Source organism: Bradyrhizobium sp. USDA 10063 (genome assembly GCF_054063735.1).
Genome location: NZ_JBSSGP010000002.1, coordinates 5878990 through 5891812 on the forward strand (window position 1 = coordinate 5878990; position 12823 = coordinate 5891812).

Annotated in this window: 13 protein-coding genes and 1 pseudogene; 5 read left to right on the plus strand and 9 right to left on the minus strand. The window is 64.0% G+C overall.

Translation table 11 applies throughout. From position 1 onward, the window contains the following. Window positions 1-146: 146 nt before the first annotated feature. Both ACVJGD_RS29960 and ACVJGD_RS29965 read left to right on the plus strand, forming a co-directional pair. A complete protein-coding gene (locus ACVJGD_RS29960; protein WP_456637602.1) occupies window positions 147-413 on the plus strand; it encodes a hypothetical protein in 267 nt (88 codons plus the stop codon). A gap of 126 nt (window positions 414-539) precedes the next feature. Continuing rightward, a complete protein-coding gene (locus ACVJGD_RS29965; RefSeq protein WP_456637603.1) occupies window positions 540-851 on the plus strand; it encodes a hypothetical protein in 312 nt (103 codons plus the stop codon). 217 nt (window positions 852-1068) lie between these two features. Here ACVJGD_RS29965 and ACVJGD_RS29970 read toward each other — a convergent pair whose 3' ends face one another. The 7 genes and pseudogenes from ACVJGD_RS29970 to ffh all read right to left on the minus strand — a co-directional run bounded on the left by ACVJGD_RS29970 (window position 1069) and on the right by ffh (window position 7145). Further along, window positions 1069-1278 (minus strand): hypothetical protein, encoded by a 210-nt coding sequence (locus ACVJGD_RS29970; RefSeq protein ID WP_456637604.1) that lies wholly within the window; start codon window positions 1276-1278, stop codon window positions 1069-1071. Window positions 1279-1370: 92 nt separating this feature from the next. Next, window positions 1371-2777 carry a 3-isopropylmalate dehydratase large subunit gene (leuC, locus tag ACVJGD_RS29975; RefSeq protein ID WP_456637605.1) on the minus strand — a complete coding sequence of 469 codons (1407 nt, stop codon included), beginning with the start codon at window positions 2775-2777 and terminating at the stop codon, window positions 1371-1373. A gap of 484 nt (window positions 2778-3261) precedes the next feature. After that, on the minus strand, window positions 3262-3651 hold the full coding sequence (gene rplS, locus ACVJGD_RS29980) for a 50S ribosomal protein L19 (RefSeq protein WP_225118811.1): 390 nt from the start codon (window positions 3649-3651) through the stop codon (window positions 3262-3264). 107 nt (window positions 3652-3758) lie between these two features. Next, on the minus strand, window positions 3759-4469 hold the full coding sequence (gene trmD, locus ACVJGD_RS29985; protein WP_456637606.1) for a tRNA (guanosine(37)-N1)-methyltransferase TrmD: 711 nt from the start codon (window positions 4467-4469) through the stop codon (window positions 3759-3761). 72 nt (window positions 4470-4541) lie between these two features. Next, complete coding sequence (gene rimM, locus ACVJGD_RS29990) at window positions 4542-5069, minus strand: ribosome maturation factor RimM (RefSeq protein WP_456637607.1); 528 nt, start codon at window positions 5067-5069, stop codon at window positions 4542-4544. An 18-nt stretch (window positions 5070-5087) separates the two neighbouring features. After that, complete coding sequence (rpsP, locus tag ACVJGD_RS29995; protein WP_456637608.1) at window positions 5088-5420, minus strand: 30S ribosomal protein S16; 333 nt, start codon at window positions 5418-5420, stop codon at window positions 5088-5090. Window positions 5421-5596: 176 nt separating this feature from the next. After that, window positions 5597-7145, minus strand: a pseudogene (gene ffh / locus ACVJGD_RS30000) (signal recognition particle protein). Window positions 7146-7592: 447 nt separating this feature from the next. Between ffh and ACVJGD_RS30005 the strand changes: the two are divergent. After that, window positions 7593-8657, plus strand: coding sequence for an MBL fold metallo-hydrolase (locus ACVJGD_RS30005; RefSeq protein WP_456637609.1), 1065 nt, complete (start codon window positions 7593-7595; stop codon window positions 8655-8657). 176 nt (window positions 8658-8833) lie between these two features. Here ACVJGD_RS30005 and ACVJGD_RS30010 read toward each other — a convergent pair whose 3' ends face one another. Together ACVJGD_RS30010 and ACVJGD_RS30015 are read right to left on the minus strand one after the other, a co-directional pair. Continuing rightward, window positions 8834-9544 (minus strand): SIMPL domain-containing protein, encoded by a 711-nt coding sequence (locus ACVJGD_RS30010; RefSeq protein WP_456637610.1) that lies wholly within the window; start codon window positions 9542-9544, stop codon window positions 8834-8836. 10 nt (window positions 9545-9554) lie between these two features. Further along, the gene (locus ACVJGD_RS30015) at window positions 9555-10268 is read right to left on the minus strand and encodes a GyrI-like domain-containing protein (protein WP_456637611.1); all 714 of its coding nucleotides are present in this window, start codon (window positions 10266-10268) and stop codon (window positions 9555-9557) included. Between the two features lie 305 nt (window positions 10269-10573). Between ACVJGD_RS30015 and dapF the strand changes: the two genes are divergently transcribed. Further along, window positions 10574-11446 carry a diaminopimelate epimerase gene (gene dapF, locus ACVJGD_RS30020; RefSeq protein ID WP_456637612.1) on the plus strand — a complete coding sequence of 291 codons (873 nt, stop codon included), beginning with the start codon at window positions 10574-10576 and terminating at the stop codon, window positions 11444-11446. A 1-nt stretch (window position 11447) separates the two neighbouring features. Then, window positions 11448-12713, plus strand: a complete 1266-nt coding sequence (mtaB, locus tag ACVJGD_RS30025; RefSeq protein WP_456637613.1) for a tRNA (N(6)-L-threonylcarbamoyladenosine(37)-C(2))-methylthiotransferase MtaB — start codon at window positions 11448-11450, stop codon at window positions 12711-12713. The last annotated feature ends 110 nt before the right edge of the window (window positions 12714-12823 follow it).

Sequence of the window (12823 nt, forward strand, 5' to 3'; positions counted from 1 at the left end):
GTCAGAAAACCTGACTTTGTCAGGGAACTGAAACGCGCAGCCTGCGTTCACGTTCGCGGCGCAGGCTTATTCCCTCCACATTCACGTCGTCCGCTTTCCGCTTGCGATCTGCGTCGCGGCAACCTGGCTTGATTCGATTCGAATCGATGGTTGCAGACGTGACATCCGAGGACGTTTGGGAGAACAAAAAAATGAAGGTGACAAAACTTCTGGGGCTGGTTGCCGCCGGTTCACTGCTTGCTCTTGCCGTGCCGGCTGAGCGCGCTCAGGCGCTCTCGCTGAACAGCCCCGGCGCCGCTGCGGCGGTGCAGGATGCTCCAAAGCAGATGTCGGGGACGACCGAAGTGCGCTGGCAGCCGCGTCGCCATCACCGTTGGCACCGCTGGCATCCTCGCCGCCACTGGCGCCGCTGACAAGCGCGCCTATCAACGCAGAGTGCAAAACAGGCTCGTGAACAGCGGGCCTGTTTTGATTTTGCCCGCGAAATCGGCATGATGGCTCCCCTTATCGCCCGCCCGATTGCTTGGAGGAGTCCTGTCATGAAAAGTTGGATCGGTGTAGCGCTTGTCGTAGGTGTAGTGGCATTGGCATCGACGCCACCACTGACGACGGCGGCCGCGCAGCAGCGGATCGTCACGGAAAAGGCCGACGCAGGCAAAACCACGGATTTCAGCGCGCGCCGCTACAGGTCATACTACCGAAACGTTGATCGGTCCTATATAGACTTCTATTACCGGCCCTATCCTCCTTACGTTCGCACTTACACGCAGCCTTACTACTTCCGACCATATCCATATGACAGGCCGGTCCCTTACGCATTCGGCTTCCGGCATGACCCGTGGTGGTGGTGAGGACGGAAAGCCTCCCAGGCAAAGTGCGATCGCGTCGCACGCTTCGCATCATGGGGCGTTCACTTCGCTATCTTGATGCGGTGACAGGAGCGACCCGCTCACGCGGCGCAATGATCGTTGCGCGCTTGACAGCGAACTGCAGGGACGTGGATGCCCGGGTCAAGCCCGGGCATGACCAGTCAGTCGTGATGTCGACGTCTCAAATCAGTGCGAAGCGTCAGTCCCAGTTCCTGAACTTCCAGGACTTCAGCTTCCAGGGCGTCAGGTTCTCTACCCGCCATTGAGCCCAGCGATCCGGCGGCCAGTGGCTGAGGCGCGAGGTCTCCTTTGCGGCGGGTGCGGGGTCAATCACGCGCGGCGTGGCTCGGCGCCGGTTCTGGCGCGTCGCCTCGCTGATCATATCGACATATTCGCGCTTGTCGGCCATGGCTGGCTCCTTGCGAAAGGGCATTCCGCCAGGAGCCAGTCTGCGCCTCGCTGCTTAACGAGGCGTTTCCGCGATCGATTGAGGTTGAGGGATTACCGCCAATCCCTCACATCGACGAAGTGCCCGGCGATTGCCGCGGCCGCCGCCATCGCCGGCGACACCAGGTGGGTGCGGCCCTTGAAGCCCTGGCGTCCCTCGAAGTTGCGGTTCGAGGTGGAGGCGCAGCGCTCTTCCGGCTTCAGCTTATCGGGGTTCATGGCCAGGCACATCGAGCAGCCCGGCTCGCGCCATTCAAAGCCGGCCCTGATGAAGATCTTGTCCAGACCTTCCGCCTCCGCCTGCTCCTTCACGATGCCGGACCCCGGTACGATCATCGCGTTGACATTGGCGTTGACGTGCTTGCCCTCGGCGATCTTGGCGGCGGCGCGCAGATCCTCGATGCGGCCGTTGGTGCAGGAGCCGATGAAGACGCGGTCGAGCTTGATGTCGGTGATCTTCGTGCCCGCCGTCAGGCCCATATATTTCAGCGCGCGATGCTTGGAGAGACGCTTGGCCTCGTCGTCGATCTTGTCGGGATCCGGCACGAAGCCTGTGACCGAGATGACGTCTTCGGGCGAGGTGCCCCAGGTCACGATCGGCGGCAGTTTTGCCGCGTCCAGCCGGAGTTCATGATCGAAATGCGCGCCGTCGTCGGAGCGCAGCGTCTCCCAGTAGCGCATCGCGGCATCCCAGGCCTCGGCTTTTGGCGCCTTGGGGCGGCCGCGCAGGAAGTCGAACGCCTTCTCGTCGGGCGCGACCAGGCCGGCACGCGCGCCGCCCTCGATCGACATGTTGCAGACGGTCATGCGGCCTTCCATCGACAGCGCGCGGATCGCCTCGCCGGCATATTCCAGCACGTAGCCGGTGCCGCCGGCAGTGCCGATCTCGCCGATGATGGCCAAAATAATATCCTTGCCGGTCACGCCTTCGGGCAATTTGCCGTCGACGGTGACGCGCATGTTCTTCGCCTTCTTCTGGATCAGCGTCTGCGTCGCCAGCACATGCTCGACCTCGGAGGTGCCGATGCCGTGCGCGAGCGCGCCGAACGCGCCATGCGTCGAGGTATGGCTGTCACCGCAGACGATCGTGGTGCCGGGCAGGGTGAAGCCTTGCTCGGGGCCGATGACGTGGACGATGCCCTGGCGCTTGTCGAACTCGTCGTAATATTCGATGCCGAATTCCTTGGCATTCTCGGCCAGCGCCTTGATCTGCTCGATGCTCTCAGGATCGGGGTTCGGCTTGGTGCGGTCGGTGGTCGGCACGTTGTGGTCGACGACGGCGAGCGTCTTCTGCGGCGCACGCACCTTGCGGCCGGTGGCGCGCAGGCCTTCGAACGCCTGCGGCGAGGTGACTTCATGCACCAGATGGCGGTCGATATAGAGCAGGCAGGTGCCGTCTTCGGCTTCGTGCACCAGATGGTCGTTCCAGATCTTGTCGTACAGGGTGGTCGGTTTCGACATGAGCGTGAGCTCCAGCAATGGTATGGTAGCGGATCGGCGCGGTTACGCGCCGGGGCAAACGAAAGGCCGGCGCAGGCATCAGGCTGCGCGCGTAAGCTCTGACGTCGCCGAGGTCGCAAAGCGCCCGAAGAACCGGCCAGGCAACCGCGAGCGATCGTCGATGACGATACGCTTGATGGGCTCGATGCTGGTCTGATCTGGAACCATTCTACAAATATATAGCAGGCCAATCCGGAATCGCGAGTGCTTTCAACGCGCCTCTGCATGCGCCACACGCGAGATGCATGACCCTCACCCTGAGGAGCGCGCCATCGGCGCGCGTCTCGAAGGGCGAGGCCACCGGCCGGGCCTTCATCCTTCGAGACGCGCGTTCCGCGCTCCTCAGGATGAGGGATGGACAGTTGTGTCCGCTGTGACAGCGGTAACAAAAAAGCGCGGGGAACGGCCCCGCGCTTTCAGTCACATCCGCGTTGGTCGGATGAGCTTACTCGTTGACGGCGGCAGCGCGATCCTGCTTGTCCTGCTTCTCGACGATGCGGGCCGACTTGCCGCGCAGGCCACGCAGATAATAGAGCTTGGCGCGACGGACCTTGCCGCGGCGCACCACCTTGATCGAGTCGATCATCGGCGACATCACCGGGAACACACGCTCCACGCCCTCGCCATAGGAAATCTTGCGCACCGTGAAGCTCTCGTTGAGGCCGGAGCCGGAACGGCCGATGCAGACGCCCTCATAGGCCTGTACACGGGTGCGTTCGCCTTCGACCACCTTGACGTTGACGATCACGGTGTCGCCGGGCGCGAATTCCGGAATCTGCTTGGTCGCGGCGAGCTTGTCATACTGCTCTTTTTCGAGCTGCTGGATGAGGTTCATTGAAATCTCCATCGGCGGCGCGCCCAGCACCGACGCGGGCTGCGCAAGAATTCCGTCTATCCTGATTGCGGATTTGGGCGCCCGTATAAGGCAAAGCGTGGGCTTTGTCACCCGTCTGTCGTGTTTTTTGTGCCGCGCCGCGCGGCCCACAAATCCGGCCGCCTGGCCCGGGTCAGGGCCTCGGACTGGGCCCGCCGCCAGGCGGCAACCTTGGCGTGATCGCCCGAAGTGAGGATTTCCGGGATCGGCCGGCCCTCGAAGTCCTGCGGGCGCGTGTATTGGGGGTATTCCAGTAGTCCTTCGGAGAAGCTCTCGTCCACTCCCGAGGCCTGCTTGCCCATGACCCCCGGCAATAGCCGCACGCAGGCGTCAATCAGGGCCATGGCGGCGATTTCCCCGCCAGAGAGCACGTAGTCCCCGATCGAGACCTCCTGGAGCCCGCGCGTCTCGATTACCCGCTCGTCCACCCCCTCAAATCGGCCGCAGACGATGAGGGGACCCGGACCAGACGCGAGTTCCATGACAACGGATTGGGTCAATGGTCGACCCCGCGGGCTCATCAGCAGCCGTGGCCGGTCCGGTGCGCTATCGGCGGCATCGATCGCGGCGGCCAGGATGTCGGCGCGAAGCACCATGCCGGGCCCGCCGCCGGCCGGGGTGTCGTCGACGCTGCGGTGCCTGTCGGTCGCGGAATCCCGGATGTCCCGCGTTTCCAGCGCCCACAGGCCGGAGGCGAGCGCCTTGCCAGCAAGGCTGACGCCCAGCGGTCCCGGGAACATCTCGGGGAATAGCGTGAGAACGGTGGCGCGCCAGATCATGTTCGAATTATCGCGAGAAAATCGGGACCGTCATACGCGGGCTTGCCCCGCGTATCCATCCTCTTTGAAGGATCACGGCTCCGGGTTGGTCTCGTCCTCGCCCTCGATTTCATCAGGCAATTCGACGATCACCCGTCCACCGGCGAGGTCAACGGTCGGCACGACCGCGTTGGTGAACGGCAGCATCATCGTCGGGCCTTGCGACGGCGCGATCTCGATGATGTCGCCGGCACCAAAATTATGGATCGCGATGACCTTGCCGAGCGGCTGCTCGGCGGTGGTGACAGCGGCAAGCCCGATCAGGTCGGCGTGGTAGTATTCGTCGTCGTCCGTTTCCGGCAGCCTTTCGCGCGGAACGTAGAGCTCGAGGCCGTTCAGTTGCTCGGCTTCGTCGCGCGTGGATACGCCTTTGAACGTCGCGACCAGATGGTCCTTGGCCTCGCGGACATGCGCCAGTTCGAACTGGCGCGCGCCGTCTTTGGTGAAGAGCGGGCCGTAATGCTTCACGGCCAGCGGGTCTTCGGTGAAGGTCCAAAGTTTGACGGCGCCGCGCACGCCATGCGCAGCGCCGACGCGGGCGACGCAAACCGGTGCGGACACCGTCGTGCGCCTAAAAGCTTACGCCTTCGCGGCGGCTTCGGCCTGGGCCTTGCGCTCCTTGCGCGGCACGGCTTTTTCCGGGTTGTTGCGTGGGGTCCGCTTGACGACGCCGGCTGCGTCGAGGAAGCGGGTGACGCGGTCCGACGGCTGCGCGCCCTTGGCGAGCCAGGCCTTCACCTTGTCCATGTCGAGCTTCAGCCGCGCCTCGCTGTCCTTCGGCAGCAGCGGATTGAAGTGGCCGAGCCGCTCGATGAAGCGGCCGTCGCGCGGAAAGCGCGAGTCGGCGACGACGACGTGATAGACCGGACGCTTCTTGGTGCCGGCGCGTGCGAGGCGGATAACGACTGACATTTGGTTCTCCTGATGACTGGTTTGATTTGGATGTTGATGAATTAGCCCGTCATTCCGGGGCACGAAGCGTGCCCGGAATCCATCGGGCCGCGGGCGCAAGCGGCGAAATGGATTCCGGATTCGACGCTGCGCATCGCTCCGGAATGACGAATGGAGAGAGGAGCAAGCTTCCTCATTTATTTCTTCTTCCCCGGCGGCGCCGCCGAGGCCCGGCAGTGTCGGCTTGCCGCTGAGGCCGGTGAGCCCCGGTAGATTCGGCAGGCCCTGGCGCAGGCCGACGGGGAGTTCCTTCGGCAGGTTCGGCAGGCCGCCACCGGGCGCGCCCTGCATCTTCTCAGCGAGCGCCTTCATCTCTTCCGGCGAGGGCGGCTTCATGCCGCCGCCAAAGCCCATCGCCTGCGCGATGCCGGCGAGCGGGCCACGCTTGCCCGAACCCATGGCCTTCATCATGTCGGACATGTTCCGGTGCATCTTCAAGAGCTTGTTGACCTGCTCGACGTTCTGGCCGGCGCCCGCGGCGATGCGCTTCTTGCGGCTGGCCTTGAGGATGTCCGGGTTCTTGCGCTCCTGCCGCGTCATCGAATCGATGATCGCGACCTGGCGCTTCAGGATCTTGTCATCGATCCCGGCGGCGGCGATCTGGTTCTTCATCTTGGCAATGCCCGGCATCATGCCCATCAGTCCGCTGATGCCGCCCATATTCGCCATCTGCGTGAGCTGCTCGCGCATGTCGTTGAGGTCGAACTGACCCTTGCGCATCCGCTCGGCGGTGCGCGCGGCCTTCTCGGCATCGATGTTGGCAGCGGCGCGCTCGACCAGCGACACCACGTCGCCCATGCCGAGGATGCGCCCGGCAATGCGGCTCGGATGGAAGTCTTCCAGCGCGTCGGTCTTTTCGCCGGTGCCGATCAGCTTGATCGGCTTGCCGGTGACTGCGCGCATCGACAGCGCGGCGCCGCCGCGGCCGTCACCGTCGACGCGAGTCAGCACGATGCCGGTCAGCCCGACGCGCTGATCGAACGAGCGCGCGAGGTTGACCGCGTCCTGGCCGGTCAGGGAGTCCGCGACCAAGAGCACTTCATGCGGATTGGCGACGGCTTTGATCTCGGCCGCTTCCGTCATCATCTCTTCGTCGAGCGTGGTGCGGCCGGCGGTGTCGAGCAGCACGACGTCGTAGCCGCCGAGCTTGCCGGCTTCCATCGCGCGCCGCGCGATCTGCGGCGGCTTCTGGCCGGCGACGATCGGCAGCGTCGGGATGTCGAGGTCGCGGCCGAGTACCGCCAATTGCTCCATCGCCGCCGGACGATAGACGTCGAGCGAAGCCATCAGCACCTTGCGCTTGTCGCGCTGGACCATGCGGCGGGCGAGTTTCGCGGTGGTGGTCGTCTTACCGGAACCCTGCAGGCCGACCATCATGATCGGAACCGGCGGCACCGCGTTGAGGTCGATGGTCTGGCCGTCGGAGCCGAGGGTCGCGACCAGTTCGTCATGGACGATCTTCACCACCATCTGGCCTGGCGTGACCGACTTGACGACGGTGGCGCCAACCGCCTGCTCACGCACGCGCTCGGTGAAACTCCTGACAACCTCGAGCGCGACGTCGGCCTCGAGCAGCGCGCGGCGCACCTCGCGCATCGCGGCGTCGACGTCCTTTTCGGTGAGGGCACCGCGCCCCGTCAGCCGATCAAGGATGCCACCAAGCCTTTCCGACAGATTGTCGAACAATGCCGTTGTCCTTTGTTGCGCCCGCAGGCACCTCAGTCACTGTCGTCATACCCCGCGAAGGCGGGGTATCCAGTACGCCGCGGCGTCTCGATTCAAGCCGAGCCACTCTGGGCTACTGGATCGCCCGCCTTCGCGGGTGATGACCACTTAGTAAATCTCGGCACCCTGCCAAGACGATCTTCCAAACACTTTCGCGCCCGAGGGCGCACAGCGCTGTCGGGCGTTGACCTCCGGTCTCACGGCCGGTCGGCGGGTCGAAAAGAACGATCTTTCCGAGAAAGTGGCGGCGTTAAACCCCTGCTGGGCCCGAAAGTCAAGGAAAAGTCGGGTGAGGTGATCCGAATTGAACCCGTAACGACATGAAAATACTTATGTTTCGATGATCGGTTCCGATTTTCGCGCCCGGTGCCATATAAATTCCAACGCCTCCAGTCGTGATACAGGCCCGTGCCCATCACGCGTCGCCGCATTTTTGGACTGCTCGCCGGTACTGCCGCCGTAGTGGGCGTGCCGTCGGCTTGGATTGACCGCATGAAGACCTATGACGGCCCCGTCTCCGATCATTTCGATGGCTTGCGCTTTTTCGATCCTCACGGCGCGCCGCCCAAGAAACTAGCTGAGGTGCTGCGCTGGCAGTTCGGCGGCGAACGGAAGCGCGTGGCTTGGCCAGACTGGGTGCCAAGTCCCCACACCGATACGCCGCCGCCGCGGGTCGAGGGTAACAAGGTGCGGCTGTCCTTTGTCGGCCATGTGAGCTGGCTGATCCAGACCGCTGGCCTCAACATCCTGGTCGACCCGGTGTGGTCGATGCGCGCCTCGCCGTTCTCCTGGGCGGGACCGAAGCGGCGCAACGATCCCGGCATCGCCTTCGAGGAATTACCTGAGATCGATGTCGTGCTGGTGTCGCACGGCCATTACGATCATCTCGACGCCGCTACGCTGTCGAAGCTTGCAGCGAAATTCTCGCCGCGCGTGATCACGCCGCTCGGCAACGACGTCACCATGCGCGAGGCGGACCGCGCGATCAAAGCCGAAGCGTTCGATTGGCAGGATCGTGTCGAACTTGGCAGCGGCCTCGCGGTGACGCTGGTGCCGACGCGGCACTGGTCGGCGCGCGGGCTGTTCGACCGCAACAAGGCGCTGTGGGCGAGTTTCGTGCTGGAGACGCCGGCCGGCAAACTCTACATCGTCTGCGATTCCGGCTATGGCGATGGCGGGCATTTTCGCCGTGTCGCCGAAGCGCACGGCCCGCTGCGGCTCGCGATCCTGCCGATCGGCGCCTATGAGCCGCGCTGGTTCATGCGCGACCAGCATATGAATCCGGACGATGCGGTGAAGGCATTCGCCGATTGCGGTGCCGCGCAGGCACTGGCGCATCACCACGGCACGTTCCAGCTCACCGATGAAGGCATCGACGCACCGGCAATCGCGCTTGGCGAGGCGCTGGACCAGGCGGAAGTGCCGCGGGACAAATTCGCGGTGCTGAAGCCGGGGCAGGTGTTTGAAATTTAAATGGTTGTCGAGATATAGGTCGTCGTCCCGGCCAACCGAAGCGCAGAGCCGGGACCCGTAACCACCGTTCTGGATTGTTGAGAAGGCTGGAAGCCACAGCCTAGTATAACCACGTAATCCTGTGGTTATGGGTCCCGGGTCAAGCCCGGGACGACAGCTTCATCGGTTTGGCTTTCTTACTGCTTCGGCTTGATCGCCCAGGACACGTTCACCGTGACCGACAGCGTCTCCTCGCCAGGTGCAACGGGAGCTGCTGCCGCCATTGGCGCTGCCACCTTGCCGCGGAAGAAGGGCGTCGGCGGTGGCCCGCCTTCAGAAATGCTGAGCGCTTCGCCGAGCGTTACGCCGGCCGCCTTGGCGTAGATTTCCGCCTTGCGGCGGGCGTCGGCGATGGCCTTTTCGCGTGCGTCGTCGAGCAGCTTTGAGGCTTGTGAGACGATGAAGCCGATACCGCCGATCTCATTGGCGCCGGCGCCGACCAGGACATCGATCAGTCCGGCGATCTTGGTGATGTCGCGCACCTTGATGATCACGCGGTTGTTGGCGCGATAGCCGGAAATCGTTGCCGGCCCGGTGCGGTTCGGGTTGGGCGGATATTGCGGCTGCAGCGACAATCGCGAGGTCTGGTAGTCCTTCTCTTCGATCCCTGCGTTTTTCAACGCGAGCAGCACCTTGCTCATCGCGGCATTGTTGATATCGGACGCTTCGCGCGCGGTTTTGGCTTCCGAAGTCACGCCGGCGTCGATTTCGGCCTGGTCGGGCACCGCCGAGATCGTGGCTTCACCATTCACGGAAATCGCAGGAGGCGGAACCGTCTGCGCCAGGGTCTGCGCAGAGGCAGGCGATGCCGCCAGCGCCAGCGCCGCGAGGGCAACGAGCTGTTTCATTCGCTTCACTTCACTTCAGAGGCACGTAGACGTTGATCACCAGCTTGTCTTCCGCGGTCTTCAGCGGATCGGTGGTGTATTCCTCGACAAAAGTGTCTTTTGCCTCGAGTTTCTTGTCATCGAGGTGATTGGTGATCGCCTCGTAGGTGTTGTCCATGTTGTCGTATGAGCCGCGGTGGACGAACTTCAGCGCCTTGCCGTCAGGCGAGTTGCCCATGCTCATATTCTTGCCGAGGTTCTTCACCTCCTGGTCGACCGGGATTTCGGCGATGAAGGTGAAGCCGGTGTCGTCGGTCGAGGTATAGACGATCATCGGATTGCCCGTCGGCTTGATGTTCTGCTTCTCAAGCAGCGCTGTCAGCGTCTTCAGCGACTCGATCAGGGCGTCGAAGGCCGAGTCCCAGTTGGCGTTCCCCTTCATCGTGACAACCTTCTTCGGCTCCAGCGTGAACTCCTCGCCGAAGGGATCGGCGGCCTGCACCGGCGCGGAGGTGGGGGGCGTCGGGCTCTGGGCGGCTGAAGGGGTGTCGGCCGGCGATTTGGTCTCGGCCGGCGGCGGGGCCGGAGAGGCGGCCGGTGCGGGCGGCACCGGTGAGGCCGAAGGCGCCGGTGAAGGCGAGGCGGCGGGGGCCGGCGCTTGCGCCAGCGCCGCGCTGCCGCAGAAAATCGCGACTGCCGGGACCAGCGCGATCAGGGCGCCGCGGAAAGTGTTGAACCGAATCATCTTGATATTCTCCATCCCCATCCCGAGCGGCCGCCTTTTTGTCCCGGCTGGCGTCCGCAAGGTGCGATAGTCCTAACACGCAAGTTCCGCTTTCGTCCCATGACACTTGCGCCATGGGCGGCCGCGGGTGCGGAATGAATAGCGCGTCTTTGAGACATCATTCCGCTGCATCTTTCTGTCTGAGCGGAATCTTTTCCGAAAGATCGCCGCCGCGTTGCACGGGGCGCGACCTTCCGGGTCCGGATCATGCTCTGGCCAATTCGGCTCCATTCGCCATATAAGGCAGGCATAAATTGGGAAATTCCATGAGCGCGCTCGCCAACCACGCATTCGCCAAGATGAACGGCATCGGCAACGAGATCGTCGTGGTCGACATGCGCGATTCGAAAGCGCCGGTGACGCCGGACGACGCCCGCGCGGTGGCGGCCCCGGCCGGCGTGCCCTACGACCAGCTCATGGTGCTGCAGCCGCCGCGGCTGCAGGGCACGGAAGCCCTCATCAAGATCTACAACAATGACGGCTCGGAGGCCGGCGCCTGCGGCAACGGTATGCGCTGCGTGGTGCGCCGCGTGTTCGAGAAGACCGGGCAGACCGCCGCCACCTTCGAGACCCGGGCCGGACTGCTCAATTGCTGGCAGGGCCCGACGCCCGATCTCTACACCGTCGACATGGGCGCGCCGAAATTCGGCTGGCAGGACATTCCGCTGGCGGAAGAGTTTCGCGACACCCGCTATATCGAATTGCAGATCGGACCGATCGATGCGCCGATCCTGCATTCGCCCTCGGTCGTCAGCATGGGCAATCCGCACGCGATCTTCTGGGTCGAGGACGTCAATGCCTATGACCTTTCCCGCTTCGGGCCGCTTCTGGAAAACCATCCGATCTTCCCGGAGCGGGCCAACATCACGCTCGCCCATATCGTCGATCCCGATCACATCACGATCCGGACCTGGGAGCGCGGAGCGGGCCTCACCAAGGCCTGCGGTTCGGCGGCCTGTGCGACCACGGTGGCGGCGGCGCGGCTGAAGCGCGCCGGTCGCACCGTCGAGATCGCGCTGCCCGGCGGCAAGCTCAATATCGAATGGCGCGAGCGCGACGATCACGTCTTGATGACGGGGACGGCGACCTTCGAATATGAAGGCCGCTTCGATCCGGCGCTGTTCGCCAGCGTCGCTTGAGATGTCTGTCGACGTCGTCACCTTCGGCTGCCGCCTGAATGCGTTCGAATCCGAGCTGATCCGGCACGAGGCGGAGAACGCCGGCCTTGCCGACACCATCGTCATCAATAGCTGCGCGGTCACCAACGAGGCGGTGGCGCAGGCGCGCCAGTCGATCCGCCGGCTGAAGCGTGAGCACCCCGAAGCGCGCATCGTCGTCACCGGCTGTGCGGCGCAGACGCAAGCCCAGATGTTCGCCGATATGGCCGAGGTCGATCGCGTCATCGGCAATGATGAGAAGACGCAAAGCGCAGCCTGGCGCGATGCGCGCGCCGCGTTCGATATAGGCCTTGGTGTCGCGGCGAGCGAGAAGATCGCGGTCGCCGACATCATGGCGGTCAGGGAGATGGCGCCGCATCTGCTCGAAGGTTTTCAGAAGAGCCTGCCGCGGGTGTTCGTGCAGGTGCAGAACGGCTGCGATCATCGCTGCACCTTCTGCATCATCCCGTTCGGCCGCGGCAATTCGCGTTCAGTGCCGATGGGCGCGGTAGTCGACCAGGTCCGCGCGCTGGTCGAGCGCGGCCATGTCGAGATCGTGCTGACCGGCGTCGACCTCACAAGTTATGGCGCCGACCTGCCGGGCTCGCCCAAGCTCGGCACATTGACCCGGCAGATCCTGAAGCACGTGCCGGAGTTGAAGCGCTTGCGCATTTCCTCGATCGATTCCATCGAGGCTGATCGCGACCTGCTCGATGTCATTGCGGACGATTCTCGGTTGATGCCGCATCTGCATCTGTCATTGCAGTCCGGCGACGATTTGATCCTGAAGCGGATGAAGCGGCGGCATTCGCGGCAGGACGCGATCGAATTCTGCGCCCAGGTGCGGCGGCTGCGGCCGGACATCGTGTTCGGCGCCGACATCATCGCGGGCTTTCCGACCGAGACGGAGGAGATGTTCTTGCGCTCGCTAGCTCTGGTGGAGGCGTGCGATCTCACCTTCTTGCATGTGTTTCCCTATTCCCAACGTCCGGGTACGCCGGCGGCGCGGATGCCGCAGGTGGCGGGTGGCGAGATCAAGGAGCGCGCACGACGACTGCGCATGGCGGGTGAGGCGGCGTTGCGCAAGCGGCTCGCGGCGGAAGTCGGCGCGACGCGTCAGGTCTTGATCGAGAGCGACAAACAGGGCCGCACCGAGCACTTCCTGCCGGTTGTGGTCAGCGGTGAGACTCCGGGCACGATCCGCACGCTTGCGATTGCCGGTCATGATGGGACGCGGCTGACCGTTTGATCCCCGCTGTCATCGCCCGGCTTGACCGGGCGATCCAGTACGCGGCGGCCTCTCGACTTATGCGCGACCGTCTCTGGAATGCTGGATCATCCGCCTTCGCGGATGATGAC